This window comes from Pseudocitrobacter vendiensis (assembly GCF_943590815.1).
GTDB lineage: Bacteria > Pseudomonadota > Gammaproteobacteria > Enterobacterales > Enterobacteriaceae > Pseudocitrobacter > Pseudocitrobacter vendiensis.
In genome coordinates this window covers 22,575-41,849 of the sequence record NZ_CALSBS010000009.1, presented here as the reverse complement: position 1 = coordinate 41,849, position 19,275 = coordinate 22,575, and the positions used below count along the sequence as shown (strand labels likewise).

Annotated in this window: 16 protein-coding genes; 3 read left to right on the top strand and 13 right to left on the bottom strand. The window is 55.3% G+C overall.

Features of this window, described 5'->3' with window-relative positions:
- Positions 1-95 precede the first annotated feature (95 nt).
- The 7 genes from yajD to queA form a co-directional block, all read right to left on the bottom strand.
- Positions 96-440 carry an HNH nuclease YajD gene (gene yajD, locus NMC31_RS11640; protein WP_253898008.1) on the bottom strand — a complete coding sequence of 115 codons (345 nt, stop codon included), beginning with the start codon at positions 438-440 and terminating at the stop codon, positions 96-98.
- Between the two features lie 39 nt (positions 441-479).
- Positions 480-1,880, bottom strand: a complete 1,401-nt coding sequence (locus tag NMC31_RS11635; RefSeq protein WP_253898007.1) for a M24 family metallopeptidase — start codon at positions 1,878-1,880, stop codon at positions 480-482.
- 113 nt (positions 1,881-1,993) lie between these two features.
- Complete coding sequence (secF, locus tag NMC31_RS11630) at positions 1,994-2,965, bottom strand: protein translocase subunit SecF (protein ID WP_113858774.1); 972 nt, start codon at positions 2,963-2,965, stop codon at positions 1,994-1,996.
- 10 nt (positions 2,966-2,975) lie between these two features.
- On the bottom strand, positions 2,976-4,823 hold the full coding sequence (gene secD, locus NMC31_RS11625; RefSeq protein ID WP_149462154.1) for a protein translocase subunit SecD: 1,848 nt from the start codon (positions 4,821-4,823) through the stop codon (positions 2,976-2,978).
- A gap of 27 nt (positions 4,824-4,850) precedes the next feature.
- Positions 4,851-5,183, bottom strand: a complete 333-nt coding sequence (yajC, locus tag NMC31_RS11620; protein ID WP_108474808.1) for a preprotein translocase subunit YajC — start codon at positions 5,181-5,183, stop codon at positions 4,851-4,853.
- 22 nt (positions 5,184-5,205) lie between these two features.
- Complete coding sequence (tgt, locus tag NMC31_RS11615) at positions 5,206-6,333, bottom strand: tRNA guanosine(34) transglycosylase Tgt (RefSeq protein ID WP_149462155.1); 1,128 nt, start codon at positions 6,331-6,333, stop codon at positions 5,206-5,208.
- Between the two features lie 107 nt (positions 6,334-6,440).
- Positions 6,441-7,505: a tRNA preQ1(34) S-adenosylmethionine ribosyltransferase-isomerase QueA gene (gene queA, locus NMC31_RS11610; RefSeq protein WP_253898006.1), complete on the bottom strand. Its 1,065-nt coding sequence runs from the start codon at positions 7,503-7,505 to the stop codon at positions 6,441-6,443.
- A 94-nt stretch (positions 7,506-7,599) separates the two neighbouring features.
- Here queA and acpH point away from each other — a divergent pair, with 94 nt between their 5' ends.
- Both acpH and NMC31_RS11600 read left to right on the top strand, forming a co-directional pair.
- The gene (acpH, locus tag NMC31_RS11605; RefSeq protein ID WP_253898005.1) at positions 7,600-8,181 is read left to right on the top strand and encodes an ACP phosphodiesterase; all 582 of its coding nucleotides are present in this window, start codon (positions 7,600-7,602) and stop codon (positions 8,179-8,181) included.
- Between the two features lie 140 nt (positions 8,182-8,321).
- A complete protein-coding gene (locus NMC31_RS11600; RefSeq protein WP_253898004.1) occupies positions 8,322-8,924 on the top strand; it encodes a peroxiredoxin in 603 nt (200 codons plus the stop codon).
- A gap of 45 nt (positions 8,925-8,969) precedes the next feature.
- Here the strand turns inward: NMC31_RS11600 and NMC31_RS11595 are convergent, their stop codons facing one another.
- From NMC31_RS11595 to NMC31_RS11575, 5 genes are all read right to left on the bottom strand, one after another.
- Entirely contained in the window at positions 8,970-10,334 is a 1,365-nt protein-coding gene (locus NMC31_RS11595) for a DUF3999 domain-containing protein (RefSeq protein ID WP_253898003.1), read from the bottom strand.
- On the bottom strand, positions 10,331-12,916 hold the full coding sequence (locus NMC31_RS11590; RefSeq protein WP_253898002.1) for a DUF2339 domain-containing protein: 2,586 nt from the start codon (positions 12,914-12,916) through the stop codon (positions 10,331-10,333). Before NMC31_RS11590 ends, NMC31_RS11595 begins: the two co-directional genes overlap by 4 nt.
- 142 nt (positions 12,917-13,058) lie before the next feature.
- Positions 13,059-14,927 (bottom strand): amidohydrolase, encoded by a 1,869-nt coding sequence (locus tag NMC31_RS11585; protein ID WP_149462160.1) that lies wholly within the window; start codon positions 14,925-14,927, stop codon positions 13,059-13,061.
- A 20-nt stretch (positions 14,928-14,947) separates the two neighbouring features.
- Positions 14,948-15,490 carry an antibiotic biosynthesis monooxygenase gene (locus NMC31_RS11580; RefSeq protein ID WP_108474800.1) on the bottom strand — a complete coding sequence of 181 codons (543 nt, stop codon included), beginning with the start codon at positions 15,488-15,490 and terminating at the stop codon, positions 14,948-14,950.
- A 58-nt stretch (positions 15,491-15,548) separates the two neighbouring features.
- Entirely contained in the window at positions 15,549-16,190 is a 642-nt protein-coding gene (locus NMC31_RS11575) for a hydrolase (RefSeq protein WP_015965623.1), read from the bottom strand.
- Between the two features lie 274 nt (positions 16,191-16,464).
- Here NMC31_RS11575 and NMC31_RS11570 point away from each other — a divergent pair, with 274 nt between their 5' ends.
- Positions 16,465-17,367 (top strand): LysR family transcriptional regulator, encoded by a 903-nt coding sequence (locus tag NMC31_RS11570; protein WP_253898001.1) that lies wholly within the window; start codon positions 16,465-16,467, stop codon positions 17,365-17,367.
- A 1-nt stretch (position 17,368) separates the two neighbouring features.
- On the opposite strand, the gene malZ is transcribed toward NMC31_RS11570, so the two are convergent.
- Positions 17,369-19,186, bottom strand: coding sequence for a maltodextrin glucosidase (gene malZ / locus NMC31_RS11565; RefSeq protein WP_253898089.1), 1,818 nt, complete (start codon positions 19,184-19,186; stop codon positions 17,369-17,371).
- Between the last annotated feature and the right edge of the window lie 89 nt (positions 19,187-19,275).

The window sequence follows — 19,275 nt, the reverse complement described above, 5'->3', positions numbered from 1 at the left end:
TCAATGTAGGTCGGGTAAGGCGTAGCCGCCACCCGACGTAAAAGCGCATCAGGCAAAAAAAAGCACCGACGTGATAAACGTTCGGTGCTTTTTTATTACTTCTTATTCATCATTGCTTTCAGATCGGCGAACGGGTTGTACTTCGCCTCACCCACATCTTTTTGCGCGTCTTCCCCGGCAATTACCGTTGAACCGTATTGATCCGCTTCGGTATATTTCGAGTGCTCGTGATCGTGACAGAACAGGCACAATAGCTCCCAGTTGCTGCCATCTTCCGGGTTATTAGTGTGATCGTGATCCATATGGTGAACCGTTAACTCACGCAGGTTCGAGTAAACAAACTCACGCGAGCAGCGCCCGCAGACCCACGGAAACAGTTTCAGTGCTTTTTCGCGATAGCCGCTTTCCAGCCGCGCGTAGTTTTTAGGGATGATGGCCATAATTGCTCAGTAATGAAATTAAAGGTTTTGGACAGTTTATCACTCTGTACACACCAACGCTCGCGTTGGGTCGAGCAGCCAGGGGCGCAGATACCCCACCGTATTCGACAACGGTAACACTTCGTCCGGCAGGCTAAGGCCTAAATGCTCTTTGATGTAATGGCGACGCATTAACACGCGGTTCCACAGCTCTGGGTATACCTGCGCAAGCTCATCTCGCAGCGCTTTATCGGCCAGTGCGACAGTGTCTTCGATGCTGGCTCCGGCGTAACCTGCGCGGGATGGAATGATGTCAATTTGCAGTAACATACCGCTGCGCAGCGGTATGCTGGAGTCCGGGCCAATCGGCGAGCACAGCCATTCTTCATCCGCCACCAGATGGCCCGGATTGAGGTGCCAGTGATACTCCGCCTTCGGCAATACCTGTTCAATCAGCGCATACATTTCACTGCCCAACATACCTGGGCGGATGTGGGTGAGCCAGGTCGCAACGGCGCGATAGTAAGGCTTCGCCACCACGTCGAGATAATCCGCTACCTCCGGCGCCAGTTCGCTTTCATCCGCCACCACATACGCCGCACGGCTGCTCAGGCCGCCTTTGTAACTGGTGGTGAGCGAAAATTTGTCACCGCGCTGTATCTGTTTATCGCCAGGGTAAAGATTGGCACAGGCGAAGCGATCGCCGGTTGCGGCAATCATCACGACGTTATTCGGCTGCCCCTGGGCCGCAAGCAATGCGCCGATCTGCTTTTCGGTTTTTCCTGGCTCGATGGCATTCAGGGCATCGAGAATCGCCGTTGACGCCAGATTCGCGCCGTACTCGTAGTGCGCCAGTTCATTGGCGTTATTGACCGTTCGCGCACCGTGTTCTGGCGAGATAAAAATCCCGGTGGCATTGCACAGCGTGGCTTCCGGCCCTGCCGCCTGACGAATAGCCTCAACGATAAAAGACGGGAGATCAAACATCTTCCAGGAATCGTCATGAGCCCCAGTAAACAGTTTCCAGCCCACCAGGCCATAGTTTTTTCCGGCAACGATGCCCGCACTGCTCAGGACGTCCGGCAGTGATTGTTGATTGTCCATCGGCTGGTTAGGCAGGGAGAACCATGGGGCGTGCACCACCCTGTTTTCCAGCCGCGCATGCGCCACCAGTTTCAGATTTTCGTTACCGAGCACCAACACGGCATCCCCCTCACTGTGCAATACCAGCAGTGCCTCTTCGAAGCGCGGGATAAATCCGGTGAGATACTCAAAATTGCCGCCGTGCTCTTTGTCGGCATAAATCACCAGCGTGTCCAGCCCGCGAGAGGCCATCCCGGCCAGTACTTTGGCTTTGCGCTCACGCAGAGTTTCATCGCTTAAGATCACGGAGGGAAGATGATGCCAGACGGCTGGCTGCGGTACGGTTTGCAGAGAAAGGGAATCAAGTGTGATGGTCACTGGCGTTACTCCATGTCAAAGGCCATCCACGGAGAGTAACCAATATTGGCGAGACTGTAATAAAAAAATCCCGGCCTTGCGACCGGGATTCCGATTCTGACGAGAAAGTCGTCTTACGGCAGAATTGACGGTTGATCCGCCCCTTCTTTCTCGACTTTCTGCTGCAGCATATGCTCGCGCTTCATACCCAGTTTCAGCGCCAGTGCAGACGCAACATAGATAGAAGACGCGGTACCGATAGACACACCAATCAGCATGGTCAGTGAGAAGCCTTCCAGTACCGGACCACCGAAGAGGTACAGCATCAGAATGACCACTAACGTCGTACCGGAGGTGATCAACGTACGGTGCAGCGTTTGGGTCAGTGACACGTTAAAGATTTCGTAAGGCGTCCCGCGACGAATCTTGCGGAAGTTCTCACGAATACGGTCAGATACCACGATGCTATCGTTCAACGAGTAACCGATAACCGACATCAACGATGCCACGATAGTCAGGTCAATCTCGATATGGAATAACGAGAGTATCCCCAGCGTAATGATAACGTCGTGCGCCAGTGAGATAACCACACCCGCCGCCAGTCGCCACTCGAAGCGGAAACCGACGTAAACGAGGATAGAGATCAGCGCCACGATCAGCGCCATTGCACCGGTTTGCGCAAGGTCTGCACCCACGCTCGGCCCAACGAACTCGATGCGTTTCACTGCCGCATTCTGACTGGTGGATTCGTTAATCACCTTCAGAACCTGGCTCCCCAGCACCTGACCGCCATTTTCGCCTTCAGTTGGCGGCATGCGGACCATGATGTCGTGGCTGCTACCAAAGTTCTGCAACTGCGGCTCTTCAAAGCCCGCCTTCTGCAGCGCTTCACGCATCACATCAATTTCAGCCGGTTTTTCCAGCGTAATTTCGATTACCGTACCACCGGTGAAATCGAGCCCCCAGTTGAAGCCGCGCACGCCCATAATGACGATGGCAGCCACCAACAGCAGGCCAGAGATGCCGAAAGCCCAGTAATCCCAGCGCATAAAGTCATAGACTTTACGGCCGTGGTTCAATTGTTCAACAGTATATTCCTGTGCCACAACGCACTCCTCAGATTGACAGCTTGTTGATGCGTTTGCCGCCATACAACAGGTTTACGATGGCACGCGTACCGACAATTGCGGTAAACATCGACGTTGCCACACCGATACCGGTGGTAATAGCAAAGCCTTTGATTGCCCCGGTGCCGACTGCATACAGGATCAGAACTTTAATCAGCGTGGTGATGTTCGCATCAAAGATGGAACTGAATGCGCCCGCATAACCTTCGTTGATTGCCTGCTGCACCGAACGCCCGTTGCTCAACTCTTCTTTGATACGTTCGTTGATCAGTACGTTGGCGTCGACCGCCACCGCAAGGGTTAGTACGATACCCGCAATACCCGGCATACTCAGCGTGGCCCCTGGCAGCAGTGACATGATACCGACGATCAGTACCAGGTTAGCAATCAGCGCGCTGGTCGCGATCAGACCAAATTTCTTGTAGAAGAAAATCATGAACAGGATAGAAACGGCCAGACCTGCCAGACATGCTTCCAGGCCCTGTTTGATGTTCTGCATACCCAAAGTTGGGCCGATAGTACGTTCTTCAACAATCTGAATCGGCGCAATCAGCGCACCGGCACGCAGCAGCAGAGAGAGCTGACGCGCTTCGTTCGGGTTGTTGATACCGGTGATACGGAAGCTGTTCCCCAGGCGAGACTGGATGTTGGCGATGTTAATCACCTCTTCCTGTTTCACCAGTACAGAACGCCCGTTCGCATCTTTCTTACCGCTGTCTTTGTACTCCACGAACAGGGTCGCCATCGGTTTACCGATGTTATCCTTCGTGAAGTTAGACATGGTGTTACCACCTGCGCTATCCAGCGAGATGTTAACCTGCGGCTGGTTGTATTCGTCCTGGCTGGAAGTGGAATCGGTGATATGGTCACCGGTCAGAATCACGCGTTTGTACAGCACAACTGGCTGACCTTCACGGGTCTGTTTCACTTCAGAGTCGCCCGGCACACGGCCAGATGCAGCAGCGGACTGGTCAACATTGGTGTTCACCAGACGGAATTCCAGGGTCGCGGTAGCACCCAGAATTTCTTTCGCACGCGCGGTATCCTGAATACCCGGCAGTTCAACGACGATGCGGTCCGCACCCTGACGCTGTACCACAGGCTCAGCTACGCCCAGTTGGTTAACACGGTTACGCAGAATGTTGATGTTCTGCTGTACCGCATATTCACGCGCTTCGCTCAGACGCGCATCGCTCATGACTGCACGCAGCTGGTTGCTGCCCTGATTAGTGATAACCAGGTCGCGGTGACGGGAGCTCAGCCAGGTATTCGCCTGATCGCGTGCCGCGCTGTCGCGGAACAGAATCGTCAGACCATAGTTATCTGACTTACGAATATTGGAATACGGAATGTTTTTCTCGCGCAGGTCACTGCGCAGACTGTCGATATTTTGTTCCTGAAGCTTACCGAGCGCCGTGTCCATATCCACTTCCATCAGGAAGTGAACACCACCACGCAGGTCAAGACCCAGCTTCATCGGCTCGGCTTTGATCATCGCCAGCCAGCGCGGGGTTGCAGGAGCAAGGTTTAGCGCCACGACGTATTTATCACCCAGCACGCTCAGCAGCGCTTCACGAGCACGCAGCTGGACGTCGGTGGAGTCGAAGCGCGCAAGAATAGCGCCCTCTTCCAGTGCCACAGACTTAGCGGTGATTTTTTCTTGTTGTAAAGTATTCTGGACCTGGATCAGCGTTTGCTCACTGGCGGCGGCTCCGCGCGCACCAGTGATCTGAACAGCCGGATCCTCACCATACAGGTTGGGAAGTGCGTAAAGCAGGCCGACGATAATCACGACGACCAGCATGATGTACTTCCACAAAGGATAACGGTTTAACACGGCAGTTCCCTTTGGGAAAACAGTAAATTACAGCGCCTTCATGGTGCCTTTCGGCAGAACGGCAGCTACGAAGTCACGTTTGATAACCACTTCAGTGGTGTCGTTCAGCGCGATAGCAATGTATCCAGATTCCGCTACTTTGGTTACGCGACCAACCAGACCACCGTTTGTCAGCACTTCATCGCCTTTCGCGATGGAGTCCATCAGCTTTTTGTGCTCTTTGGTGCGTTTCTGCTGTGGGCGCAGGATCATGAAGTAGAAAATCAGACCAAACACTACCAGCATCAGAATCAGAGACATCGGGCTGCCCTGTGCTGCGCCACCCGGTGCTGCTATCGCATCAGAAATAAAAAAGCTCATTAAAATTCCCTCATTATTAATATTAATCAACGTTCAAAGCTGGAACTTCGCGCCCCTGACGTTGGTAAAAATCGGTCACGAAGCTCTCTAATTTACCCTCTTCGATAGCCTTGCGTAAACCAGCCATTAAACGCTGATAGTAGCGAAGGTTATGAATCGTGTTGAGACGTGCGCCCAGTATTTCGTTGCAACGGTCTAAATGATGCAAGTACGCACGTGAATAATTGCGACACGTATAGCAATCACACTCAGCGTCGAGTGGACTGGTATCGCTCTTATGCTTCGCATTACGGATTTTCACCACGCCATCGGTCACGAACAGATGACCATTGCGCGCGTTACGCGTTGGCATAACGCAGTCAAACATATCGATACCGCGACGCACACCTTCAACCAGATCCTCTGGTTTACCGACGCCCATCAGGTAACGCGGTTTGTCAGCAGGAATTTGCGGGCAGACGTGCTCCAGGATGCGATGCATGTCTGCTTTCGGTTCACCTACTGCCAGGCCGCCGACAGCGTAGCCATCAAAACCGATATCTACCAGACCTTTAACGGAGATATCTCGTAAATCTTCGTAAACGCTACCCTGAATGATGCCAAAAAGCGCATTTTTATTGCCGAGGCCATCAAAACGCTCGCGGCTACGCCTGGCCCAGCGCAGAGACATCTCCATGGAGCGTTTAGCATAGTCCCAGTCCGCCGGATACGGCGTACATTCGTCGAAGATCATCACGATATCTGAACCGAGATCGTACTGAATCTCCATCGATTTTTCCGGATCGAGGAAGATAGGATCGCCGTTGATCGGGTTACGGAAGTGTACGCCCTGTTCGGTTATCTTACGGATATCGCCAAGGCTGAAGACCTGGAAGCCGCCGGAGTCGGTGAGGATCGGGCCTTTCCACTGCATGAAGTCATGCAGATCGCCGTGCAGTTTCATGATTTCCTGACCCGGGCGCAGCCACAGGTGGAAGGTGTTGCCGAGGATAATCTGTGCGCCGGTGGCTTCAACTTCTTCCGGCGTCATGCCTTTTACGGTGCCGTAGGTACCGACGGGCATAAAGGCAGGCGTTTCCACTACGCCACGATCGAAGACCAGGCGGCCACGGCGTGCGCGTCCGTCGGTGGTGTCCAGTTCAAATTTCACGCTATTCTCCTGCATCAGAGAGACAGTCTGATGGTTAATGTTGCGAAGTGAGGTTCACCCTCACCCCGGCCCTCTCCCTGAGGGAGAGGGGGAAAAACACGCCCCTGTCAGGGACGTTCGTTAATGGCCTGCGGATTGTACGTGATAAACATCGCGTCACCGTAACTAAAAAAGCGATATTCCGCTTTTACGGCTTCACGATAGGCGTGCATGGTGTTTTTATAACCTGCAAACGCGGAAACCAGCATAATCAGCGTCGATTCCGGCAGGTGGAAGTTGGTCACCAGCGCATCAATCACTTTGTACTGATAGCCCGGATAGATAAAGATTTGCGTATCGCCGAAGAACGGTTCAATCAGGTCGTTTTTCGCCGCCTGCGCCGCGCTTTCCAGCGAACGCACAGAGGTAGTACCGACCGCAATCACACGGTTACCGCGCGCTTTCGCCGCCAGCACCGCATCAACCACATCCTGCGGCACTTCCGCATACTCAGAGTGCATGGTGTGTTCTTCAATGCTTTCAACGCGTACCGGCTGGAAAGTGCCTGCGCCCACGTGCAGGGTCACAAACGCCATATCAATGCCTTTCTCACGCAGCTTCGCCAGCAGAGGGTTATCAAAGTGCAGGCCAGCCGTGGGCGCCGCGACAGCGCCAGGACGGCTGCTGTAAACAGTTTGATAAAGTTCGCGGTCGGCGTCTTCATCCGGGCGATCGATGTACGGCGGTAGCGGCATGTGGCCGATACTGTTAAGAATATCTAATACCGGGCGCTCATCGTTAAACTGCACTTCAAATAACGCGTCATGACGTGCGACCATGGTCGCATTGATGCTTTCGTCATCGCCCAGCAGCAGCTCCGCACCCGGCTTCGGTGCTTTAGAGGCGCGAATATGTGCCAGAATACGATTATCATCGAGCATACGCTCAACCAGCACTTCAATCTTGCCGCCGCTGGCCTTGCGACCGAACAGACGCGCAGGAATGACGCGGGTATTATTAAAGACCAGAAGATCGCCAGGGTTGAGCTTATCGAGCAGATCGGTGAAAGTACCGTGCGTCAGCGCGCCTGTCGGCCCGTCCAGCGACAGCAAGCGGCAACCGCTGCGCTCAGGCTGTGGATAATGGGCAATCAGGGATTCAGGTAATTCAAAGGAAAAATCGGCAAGGCGCATGACTCTAAGACTCTGGACTTAATAATGAGGCGGGTAGTCTAGTGCCGGGGCGTTCTCCCTGCAACCCTATCCCCCTCTGGATAGATAATAATCGATGAATTTTTTAGCTCACCTGCATCTCGCGTACCTCGCTGACAGCTCATTGTCCGGCAATCTACTGGCCGATTTTGTGCGCGGCAATCCGGATAACAGATACCCGGCAGACGTGGTCGACGGGATTTACATGCATCGGCGCATTGACGTGCTGACCGATAATCTGCCCGAGGTGAAGGAAGCCCTGGAGTGGTTCCGCCCGCAGACGCGGCGCGTTGCGCCTATCACGCTTGATGTGATGTGGGACCATTTTCTCTCGCGTCACTGGTCGCAGCTTTCCCCGCAGATGGCGCTGTCGGAGTTCGTCGCGTACGCCCATGAGCAGGTGTCGCTGATTCTGCCCGACTCGCCACCGCGCTTCGTGAATCTGAATGACTACCTTTGGTCAGAACGTTGGCTGGAGCGCTATCGCGAAATGGAATTTATTCAGCGCGTGCTGAACGGCATGGCCAGCCGACGTCCGAAACTGGACGCTTTGCGTGACTCCTGGCACGATTTAAACCAGCATTATGCGCAACTGGAGAAACAGTTCTGGCAGTTTTATCCGCAGATGATGACACAGGCTAAAGCCCGCGAGCTTTAACCCTGACCTGTCAAACATTTATCTATTAATAGGCAGAACTTTAAACATCGATTGCTGTAGCCTCTTTGAGTCATCGCGGTTCACTCTCTATACTGGCCCACGTTGCGTACTACTTACTTTCTACACTCAAAGGAGAACCCATGGTTCTGGTTACTCGTCAGGCTCCTGACTTTACCGCTGCGGCAGTGCTCGGTAACGGCGAAATCGTTGAAAACTTTAACTTCAAACAGCACACCAACGGCAAAGCCACCGTGCTGTTCTTCTGGCCAATGGACTTCACCTTTGTCTGCCCGTCTGAACTGATCGCGTTCGATAAACGCTACGAAGAGTTCCAGAAACGCGGTGTAGAAGTGGTCGGTGTTTCCTTTGACTCCGAATTCGTTCACAACGCATGGCGTAACACCCCGGTCGACAAAGGCGGTATCGGTGCGGTGAAATACGCGATGGTTGCTGACATCAAACGCGAAATCCAGAAAGCCTACGGCATCGAACACCCGGACGCGGGCGTAGCGCTGCGTGGTTCTTTCCTGATCGACGCCAAGGGCGTTGTTCGCCACCAGGTGGTTAACGACCTGCCGCTGGGCCGTAACATCGACGAAATGCTGCGTATGGTTGACGCGCTGCAGTTCCACGAAGAACACGGCGAAGTGTGCCCGGCGCAGTGGGAAAAAGGGAAAGAAGGTATGGCGGCGTCCCCGGACGGCGTAGCCAAATACCTGACCGAAAACGTCTCCAGCCTGTAATTGGCGGACGAAAAAAATGGCTCGCGCAGGCGAGCCTTTTTGTTTTTAGCGCCGGGCTTCTCGCCAGATTCGCCACGCCACCATCAGCAGCGCCCCCACGCCGACGATAAGCACTGCCCACACCGCAATGGCGACCCACAATTTCTGTTGTTCACCCGCACTCACCGCCTGCAATCGCGCTTCACCGCCCAGTTTGACGGCCTCCAGCGGCTGCGCCCAGGGCAGCGTCTCGATGTTTTTGCTCGCCGGGAGCGATTCAGGAATTAACTGGTTCAGACGCAATGCAACGTTTTCCGCCGCCTTATTTCCCCAGGCCAGCATATAGGGGCCCTTGCCCTGCGCATTAAAGACCAGCACTTTAACCTCACGCTCACCGCTTACCCTCGGCAGCGTTTGCGGCAGATGGGCATCCACCGTGGTAATACGAATGGCCTCGACAACATTGGCAGAGAGCGGAAACGCCTGCTGCGCTTGATCGTTGACGTTATATAACACGCTTTTTGCCAGTGACCGCCATTCACTTTTTTCATCGCTTCGCCAGGCGATCTCGACTGGCAAAACCCCTTCTTCCATCAGCGTGATCGAAAGCGCGCTTAACGGTTGCGGTTGATCCCATTGCCAGATGGCCTCGGTTGATGTGGCTTTGGCGACCGCCGCCGGGAGCTGAATACGCTCAGTAAGCGGCTCTTGCGGTTGCGCCACGGCCATTACGCCTTTTAACTCCGGCATGGGCGTTTGTGGGTCAAGAACCAGCAGCAAGTAACGTCTGCCTTTGGGCGACAGCGTCAATTCGGCAGCCACTATGTTCATCTTCAACCGTTCGCCGTCACGGGAAAGATCCATCAGCGGCGCATTTTCCTGAACGCGCTGCCAGTGGCTGAGATCCCGGCTGGCGTAAACCGAAGCGTTACCCTGCCAGCTTGTGCTCGACGCCGCCCAGTCCAGCCGCAGTTGTGTCAGGTGTAGCGACGCTTCCCGGCTGTCTGGTAAGGTCAGTAAATAGCTCTGACCCACCGATTTTGCCTCATCGCCCTGAAGGTTAATTTCCACACCATTGGCTGCCTTCAGGCGGATCGTCTGCGGCGCACGGGCATCCGTCGTGGTGATTGGCGAGGCCGCTAAAGGAAACAGGCGCAGGACGACCGAATCCGCTACGGCAGGCGGCGTTGACTTCGTCATTAACGTAAAGGGAACGCGCTCGCCCTGTTGATTAAATACCCGAACGTCGCGCAAGTCGGGCCAGGCGCTGTGCTGATAGACCTCACGCGGTAACGCCACGCGATACCACGGTGATGACGAAGACGTTTCCAGCGTCATTCCCGTAGCGTAGTCACGCGGGGATTCCGCCGCAAAGGCAGAGGAACTGCCCGCCAGAAGCAGGCTGCACACCATCGCTTTTATCCGTTTCATTTTTGCTCTCCTGCTTTCGGTGGCAACGGCGAGAAATAACCAACAATCAATACCAGTATCGCCACACCAATAAACGCCACCGCGCGCGCCAGACCGCCACCGCCTGCGCTGTCGACCAGCATCAGTTTGATAATAACGACGCCTAATAGCACAGCACCGCACAGCCACATTTTGCGTGAGACGTTGCGCGTTGCGCGAATCATAATGATGAGCGCTATCAGCATCCAGAACAGCGCAAAGGTGGTTTGAATAAGCCGCGACTGCCAGAGCGCGCTGAAATCCCAGGCAACGTCGCCATACCACGCCAGTGCGCGCATCAGCATGCCGTTCAGCCACCAGAAAGCCAGCCCGGCGAGCAGCCACGCCCCCGACGCGCGCCATGCCGACGGCAGATAACGCCGAACATAGCGCTCTGCAACATAAAGCCCAAGCAGTGCAAAAGCCGCCCCCTCTTCCAGAGGGTTAATCAACGGCAGATAAAGCTGACGGTAGACCACACCGCTTTGTAAGTTGGTCAGTACGAGCAAACCAAGCAACAGGGCCGCCACGGGAGCAATCGCCACGCCGCCATACATTTCCGGCCAGCGGCAGAACGGCCACCAGGCCCGGCGAATCGCGGCGTGTATCAGCAAAAGGGTAATACCTCCCGCTGCCATCAGCAGGCCGCTTTGCCAGGCGCTCATTCCCCACGGCAGCGACTGCACAAACCACAGCAGTTCGGCCCCAAATGCGAGCATCAGCATCCATAACAACGCGAGATGCAGCCCCTGCGAAAGGCGTGCAGGCACCGTACTGTCATCACGATAAAGCAGCATGAGCGCAGACGGCAGCGCAATTACCCACGCCAGGTTGTGCCAGCCTGCGGCGAAAAGTTGCTGCTGATGAATTTGCTCAAACAGCATCAACAGCATAGCGGGCCACAGCAGCCACTGCGCAAAGCCGAGTTCACGCCATACCAAACGCTGGCGCATATAACGCCAGACCCAGGCCGAGAGCGCCATCAAGGAAAGCACAACGAATCCTGTCGTCGTATTCTGGGGGGTGATGAGCTGTGACGCGCCCGCGAGGGCAATCACCCAGAATGCGACGCCGCCGATTAACAGCGCCAGGCTCAGACGTCGTATTTCCGAGCGCCACAACCAGGCGGCAGCGAGCCAGCTAAGGCTAAGCACGGCGAAAATCATCATGATAGAGAGCGGCGTTGTCTCGTCCATCAGCGCCCAGAGGCCGCTGCCCAGCGCCAGCAGTAATAGCGCAGTGCCGCTAAAACTCATGCGCCGCTGCTGCTGTTGCATCCCCAGCCACAGCACACCCACACCTTCCAGCGCCCAGGCCATCGCTGTCCAGCGCGCGGAAAGGGCCAGCGGAATGGCGAGCGTAGTGAAAGCGCCGCCCAGCGCCAGCGCAGCCAGCACCAGGGTACGTTCCGCCGACGGGAATCGACGCAAAACCAGCCACGCCAGCGCCAGATAAAACGCGCCGTAGCCCAGCGCGCTGATTGCCGGGCCATACGTCATGTGTTGGGTCATGACATACTGCATGCCAAAACCAATCAGCGGCGGTGCGAAGAGCAACACGCCGTCAACCACACGCTTGCCTTTTTCCTGCGATCGCCAGGAGATCAGTACGCTCAGGACGCCGAAAATCAGGATATTGGCGATAAGGAACAGCTGGCAGTTAAGCCAGTATTCAGGGCGATAATCATTCATGCCCCACAATCCGCCCACGCCAAAGGTAAAAAGCAGTCCTAATAGATTCAGCTCGCGCCAGTGTTGTCGCGCGCTAATCGCCAGAATGCCAATGGACAGAAGCAGGTAGAAAGAGAACAGCGCAATGTAGTTGCCGCTTCCCGTTGAGAGCAGCACTGGCGCAAGGTAGCCGCCGAGGCTCGCCAGCATCGCCAGGCTCAGGGCATTTTGCAGCACCGCCAGGCCAACGCTTGCCGCGCAAATCAGCACCAGCAGCGCAAAGGCCAGCGTTATCGGCAACATTTGCCACAGGCGAAATGCGCCGAAAACGGTGAGATAAAGCACGCCCGTTGCGCCGCCCTGCAGGATCAACGCATAGACGCGCTGTTTATGCCGCAATCGCCAGCCGATAGCCAGCAGCACCACCGCACAAAGCGCAGTCGCCACAAGACGCAGCTCCAGCGGAAACAGCGCATGCTCGACCGTATAGCGCAACAGGAAAGAGAGCCCAAGAAACAGCAGCAGAACACCCAGTTTAGCCAGTGGGTTACCCTGCATAAACCAGCGTAATAATGACGTGAATACGCCGCCAAATGCCGACGATGTCGCGCGCTCGGGCGGTGATACCGGTTCGTGTTTTTCCGTGGGCTGCCAGGGATTGGCGGGCGCGGGTTGAACGGGCTCGACGGGAATCACCGGTTCAACTGCCGCAACCGGTTTTGGCTCCGGCGCATCATGAGCACCGCGTTGCTCCAGCTCCTCGAGCCGACGGCGAAGCAGCGAAATCTCATAGCGCATGGCAGAAGTACGATTTATGGCGACAATCGCCAGGATGGGTACCACCACCAGCGCAAAGAACAGTACGATACAGCCAAGGATTACCAGCTCGTCCATGTTTCCACCTTAAGCCATCACGGATAGATGCAGATTGACACAAATGGTTGCATTTACGCTAATAATCTTTGTAAAGAGAAAGGATTTTAAGAAGGGAACAACATAAAACCGGATGGGTGGCCCCATCCGGCTAGCAGTGGCATCAGAACGCGAAGCAGGAACAGCCCAACACGCCCCAGAATGCCTGTTCATCGGAGACAGGAATCGACGACTTACGCGCGATATCATGCTGATGGCCGTGTACGCCGCAGCTACCGCAGCACTGGTGCATCTGCACCACGGCGCCCATTTTTCCGGCAACCGGCGGCGCAGAGCGATAATGGCCCGGCACTTTCACCACCGGTGACCAGTCAGGTACTACCGGAATCGCTGGCGGCGCCAGCGGCGTGAAGTGACCGGCGGCATACACCACTTTGCCATCCACGATAGTCATCACCGATTCAATACCCTTGATCTCTTCTTCCGGCACGCTGAAGTAGTCTTTCGACAGCACCACCAGGTCGGCAAGCTGATCTTTCTCGATGCGGCCTTTTTTACCCTGCTCACTGGAGAACCACGCGCTGCCTGCGGTCCACAGTTCCAGCGCCACATCGCGCGGCAGACGGTTTTCATCGTCATACATCGCCATACCACCAACCGTGCGGCCAGAAACCAGCCAGTAAAGCGCGGTCCACGGGTTGTAGCTTGCCACGCGGGTGGCATCCGTACCCAGGCCGACAGGCACATCAGCAGCCAGCATTTTGGCAACCGGCGGGGTATGTTTCACCGCTTCTTTGCCGTAACGCTCAATGAAGTATTCACCCTGGAAGGCCATACGGTGCTGTACTGCAATCCCGCCGCCCAGCGCTTTAACACGTTCGATATTACGTTCAGTGATGGTTTCTGCGTGGTCAAAGAACCAGTGCAGGCCGTTAAACGGAATGTCGCGGTTCACTTTTTCGAACACATCCAGCATACGGCTGATCGATTCGTCATAGGTGGCGTGCAGGCGGAACGGCCAGCGGTGCTCTACCAGGTGACGCACCACGCGCTCCAGTTCATCTTCCATCCCTTCCGGCAGGTCCGGACGCGGCTGGAGGAAGTCTTCGAAATCCGCCGCCGAGAATACCAGCATCTCGCCTGCGCCGTTGGCACGATAGAAATCGGTGCCCTGGCCCGGTTTCAGCATATCCGTCCAGCGCTCGAAATCTTCCAGCTCCTGTTTCGGCCGCTGCGTGAACAAGTTATAGGCGATACGAATCGTCATCTGCTCTTTAGCGTGCAGTTCTTCGATGATTTCGTAATCTTCCGGGTAGTTCTGGAAGCCGCCGCCGGCATCAATGGCGCTGGTCAGCCCAAGGCGGTTCAGCTCGCGCATGAACTGGCGAGTCGAGTTAACCTGCATCTCCAGCGGCAGTTTTGGCCCTTTCGCCAGCGTTGAGTAGAGGATCATCGCATTGGGTTTGGCGATTAGCATCCCGGTTGGGTTGCCGTTATTATCACGCACGATTTCGCCGCCCGCCGGGTTTGGCGTCTCTTTGGTGTAACCCACGGCTTTCAGCGCCGCGCGGTTGAGCAGCGCGCGATCGTACAGATGCAGCACAAACACCGGCGTATCCGGCGCGGCTTCATTCAGCTCTTCAATGGTTGGCATGCGGCGTTCGGCAAACTGGAATTCGCTCCAGCCGCCCACCACGCGCACCCACTGCGGCGACGGCGTGCGATCGGCCTGATCTTTCAGCATTCTCAATGCGTCTGCCAGCGACGGCACACCTTCCCAGCGCAGCTCAAGGTTGTAGTTCAGGCCGCCACGAATCAGGTGCAGGTGCGAGTCATTCAGCCCCGGGATCACCGTATGCCCTTTCAGATCGACAATCTGCGTGCCTTCGCCCGCGTAGGACATAATTTGATCGTTGCTGCCTGTTGCCAGAATTTTACCGTTGGCAATCGCCACCGCTTCCGCCAGCGGATGCTGACGATCGAGCGTGTGAATTCGACCCTGATTCAGGATCAGTGTGGCTTTTTGTGACATGTCACTCTCCTCAAACCGGATCAGGCTTTTTTAAGCCATCCGGCGAATAGTCGGGTCACGATGGGCATCCAGAGCCAGACAACCAGCGCAACCACACAGGCATCGTTAATGAAATGAAGCAGCAAGGAGCCCTGCAGGGCGGGGAAAAGCGCGCCGGTTATCCACGGCACCAGGTTGGTGCTGGGAAAGATCACCAGCAGCGTGATGAGAAATTGTTTCCACTGTTTTGGCTGACGCACGTGCGGTGACGGTGGCGTAAACCAGAACGCCGCTTCGGTTCGGACTTCCGTGTGATCGCCTTCGGCTAACAGGGGGGTAATTTCATCCACCAGCTGTTTGCGCGTTTCGGACTGCGTCCAGGCGTAGAGGTGCTCCAGGGTATCGAAGCGAATGATGATATTCCAGGCACCCTGCCCGTCCGCCGGGCGAATAACGTTAGCGCCAAGATGGCCGGGATACTCTGCGGCAACGGGCATGATTTTGCCGAGCCAGGCTTCATACTGGTCCGCATCTTCCGGACGCAGCGCATGCGTAATCACCAGCGTTACATGTTTTTGCGTCATGACGGTTTTCCTTGCTGTCGCATTCTGACGGGAAGCGTTTCGCCCCCCGTCGTCGTCATTACGCTTTGCGTTCCGGCGCGCCGTGAACCAGGGTGTAAGCATAATCCACGCCCATACCATAGGCGCCGCTGTGCTCACGAACCAGATCCATCACCGCGTCGTAAGTTTCTTTACGTGACCAGTCACGCTGGTACTCCAGCAGCACTTGCTGCCAGGTTACCGGAACGGCGCCCGCCTGAACCATACGATCGATGGAACGTTCGTGCGCATCAACCGAAGTACCGCCAGACGTATCGGTAACCACATAAACTTCAAAACCTTCTTCCAGCGCCATTAATGCCGGGAAGGTCAGACAAACCTCAGTCCACAGGGCAGAAATAATCAGCTTTTTACGTCCGGTGGCTTTTACCGCCTTCACGAAAGCTTCATCTTCCCAGGAGTTCATGGAGGTGCGTTCAATCGGTTTAATTTCCGGATGAACCGCCAGCAGTTCCGGCCAGATATAGCCACTGAAGCTTTTGGTTTCAACTGAGGTATAGATGGTTGGGACGTTAAAAATTTTACCGGCTTTTGCCAATGCAACGGTGTTATTTTTCAACGTCTGACGATCGATATTCGCCACGCCGAAGGACATTTGCGGTTGATGGTCGATAAAAATGAGGGTGGAGTTGGATGGATCGATCAGTTCCCGAATAGACATAAAAACACCTTCTTAAGCAATGAGTTAAGTAGAAATTTTAGGGCTAAATGACAGGTGGATACTGAATCAGAATGCATGATGAGTATAGCCGGAAATTTTTAACGAGTTATTAAAGAAAATTTATGGTTCGATGACGGTAAATATTATGTTATTAAATGAACAAGTTATCGAAAATTAGCACGCAAACTATTGATTTATGAAATTTCTTTACTAGCATAGTTGCCATGGTTTTTGTTAAAACAGGAAAGATTTTATTCGGGAAATAATTAACGTTATGCGTATTAATCTGGACGTTTTACAAATCCTTGACGCGATCGACCGACACGGCAGTTTTGCTGCTGCTGCGGAGTCGCTTTATAAAACCCCTGCCGCGCTCAGCTATATGGTGCAAAAGCTTGAAAGCGAACTCGATATTACACTTCTCGATCGTTCAGGACACCGCGCAAAGTTTACCGACACGGGTAGGATGATGCTGGAAAAGGGGCGCGTATTACTCAGCGCCGCGCGCGATCTGGAAAAACAGGCCGTGCAGGTCAATTCGGGATGGGAAAAAGAGCTGTTAATCGCGCTGGATGACTCTTTTCCATTCGACGCACTGATACCTATCATTGAAGAATTCTATGCCCTGAATAAACAGACCCGCCTTAATTTCAGCCACCATACGCTGGCCGGCGCGTGGGAGGAACTGACGCACAACGGTGCAGATATCATTCTGGGGGCAATAAACGATCCCCCGACTTCTGCCGCCTGGTCATGGCATATGCTTGGTATGCTCGACAACGCCTTTGTGGTCTCTCCGGTACATCCGCTGGCGCAGGAGCAGGAACCGATAACCGTGGAACAAATGATCAAACATCGTGCCGTCGTGGTCAGTGACAGCGCACGCCTGTGCCGCCCCATCAATTCTAATCTTATTGATGAACAGGCGCAGATCCGCGTCGATGATTTTCATTCCAAAGTTACTCTATTGCGAGCCGGGTTAGGCTGCGGGTTCCTGCCGCGACATATTGCCCATCCCTGGATAGACGCCGGCGATCTGATTGAGAAAAAGGTGGTGTCGTGCCGACAGAAAGATGTTGCCTATATTGCCTGGCGCAACGGCCATGACGGGCTAGCACAGCAATGGTGGCGGGAAGCGGTCATCAACTACAATCTGACCGTCCCGCTTTACCCCTGATTTACTCGCCAAACCAGACCGTGGCCGACAGTGCAGGTAGCGTCAGTACGCCATCCTGATTTTCGCCACTGCCTTCCCGCTGCGTGAGCGTGTTAAAGCTCAGCAGCGGCGTATCTTCCAGCACCACTTCGCAGGCCTCACCACGGTTAATGGCTATCAGCACGCGCTCCCTTTTCAGGACACGCGCAAACACCACGACGTTATCTTCGGCGTACAGCACCTGGCAACCGCCGCGCCGCAATGCTTCGCTCTTTTTACGCAGTTTCGCCATCCGCTGATAAAGCGCGAGCAGTTCACCGTCCTGCTGACTTTTATCCCACGGGAACGGCTTACGACACATCGGGTCGTTCGCGCCGTCCACACCGACTTCATCGCCATAATAGATGCACGGCACGCCCGGCCAACTGAACAACCACACTACGCCCAGCCCTAATCGGGCGACATCTTTGCCCAACAGTGTTTTGAAGCGTGCGGTATCGTGGCTATCTAGCTGATTAAACATCCGCAACTGCTGCTGATGCGACAGCCCCGCACGATAATCTTCCATCCACGTCATGCAGGTTTGCGCATCGATTTTTTGTGGATCGTAAGAGAGGTCGGTATTGGCCAGAAACGCCCACACCGGCAGTGTAAAGCCGCGATAATTCATCGCCGCATCTTCCGTATCAGCCTGTAGCCACTGGCGCGCATCGCCAAAATGTTCGCCGAAAACGTAAGAGTCCGGGCGCGTCTCTTTCGCCGCCTGGGTTATTCCCGCGACGTGTTGCAGATTATTGCGTGCGCCGCCGCCCTCACCGAGCATATGCACCACATCCAGCCGCCAGCCGTCCATATTCCACGGCGCTTTCAGCCAGTAGCGGACGATGCTCTCTTCGCCGCGATAGATTTCATTGACCAGCGATTCTGACTGATAATCAAGCTTCGGCAGGCTTGGATAGCCCAGCCAGTCCAGCGCGCGGCCCTCCGGCGAGAAGCTGTACCAGTCGCGCCACGGCGACGACGCGTTATGGCACGCCCCGCTGCTTGCGGTATTCTGCCGATCAAACCAGGCATGCGTGTCGCCGCTGTGGTTAAACACGCCGTCGAGGATCAGGCGCATCCCCTCGCGCTGGGTATTTTCGCGCAGGCGCAGCAGAGCCGCGTTCCCCCCAAATTGCGGGTCTACTTCGCGATAATCCTGAGTGTCATATTTATGCACGCTTGGCGCGGTGAAAACCGGGTTCAGGTACAGCCCGGTCACGCCCAGTTTTTTCAGATACGGCAGCTTTTCGCTGATACCGTCCAGGTCGCCGCCGTAGAACGTCGACCCCCCTGCGTCTGCGGTGAGGGGCTCATCCCAGTCGCGCAGAATAATGTCATGCCCGGCGGCGTGGTGGTAATAAACCTTGTCCTGTTCCGGCGTACGCGTTTCGCTACGGGCAAAACGGTCCGGGAAGATTTGATAGAAGATCTGATCAGCCACCCACTGCGGCCCGCTGTCGGGCAGATCGACCGCAAACAACTCAAGCTTCGCGGGTGGAATAGGGCTAAACCCTTTTGGCGCAAACCAAAGCTGGCGGTCTGGCCACAAGAGTTTAAAAGCATAGCGGCGGCGCGGCTGCCCGCTGTCGAGCGGTATCTCACCGCGCCAGGCGGTTACGCCCGGTACCGGTGATTTGCTCAGGCGTTTCATCGCCACGACGCACTCTTCATTGTCGATTTCCACACGCATCGTGATGCGCTGCGGCAGGTCGTTTCCGCGCAACCACAAGGTCAGCGACAGGCGATCGTCGTGCGACTTAATAAAGGGTGCGACAGGCAGATGCCAGGCGTTCAACATCATTTAATTCCCCTCAGTTAACAGTGAGCCCACCTTGCCACAAGCTATTTGGGCTCTACTCCTCTTTTCGTCGTTTTTCGGGGGCGGAG

Excerpts from the sequence above, each read along its gene's own strand:
- yajD (WP_253898008.1), bottom strand. The coding sequence starts at position 440 with ATGGCCATCATCCCTAAAAACTACGCGCGGCTGGAAAGCGGCTATCGC.
- yajC (WP_108474808.1), bottom strand. The coding sequence starts at position 5,183 with ATGAGCTTTTTTATTTCTGATGCGATAGCAGCACCGGGTGGCGCAGCA.
- queA (WP_253898006.1), bottom strand. The coding sequence starts at position 7,505 with ATGCGCCTTGCCGATTTTTCCTTTGAATTACCTGAATCCCTGATTGCC.
- acpH (WP_253898005.1), top strand. The coding sequence starts at position 7,600 with ATGAATTTTTTAGCTCACCTGCATCTCGCGTACCTCGCTGACAGCTCA.
- NMC31_RS11600 (WP_253898004.1), top strand. The coding sequence starts at position 8,322 with ATGGTTCTGGTTACTCGTCAGGCTCCTGACTTTACCGCTGCGGCAGTG.
- NMC31_RS11595 (WP_253898003.1), bottom strand. The coding sequence starts at position 10,334 with ATGAAACGGATAAAAGCGATGGTGTGCAGCCTGCTTCTGGCGGGCAGT.
- NMC31_RS11590 (WP_253898002.1), bottom strand. The coding sequence starts at position 12,916 with ATGGACGAGCTGGTAATCCTTGGCTGTATCGTACTGTTCTTTGCGCTG.
- NMC31_RS11585 (WP_149462160.1), bottom strand. The coding sequence starts at position 14,927 with ATGTCACAAAAAGCCACACTGATCCTGAATCAGGGTCGAATTCACACG.
- NMC31_RS11580 (WP_108474800.1), bottom strand. The coding sequence starts at position 15,490 with ATGACGCAAAAACATGTAACGCTGGTGATTACGCATGCGCTGCGTCCG.
- NMC31_RS11575 (WP_015965623.1), bottom strand. The coding sequence starts at position 16,190 with ATGTCTATTCGGGAACTGATCGATCCATCCAACTCCACCCTCATTTTT.
- NMC31_RS11570 (WP_253898001.1), top strand. The coding sequence starts at position 16,465 with ATGCGTATTAATCTGGACGTTTTACAAATCCTTGACGCGATCGACCGA.
- malZ (WP_253898089.1), bottom strand. The coding sequence starts at position 19,186 with ATGTTGAACGCCTGGCATCTGCCTGTCGCACCCTTTATTAAGTCGCAC.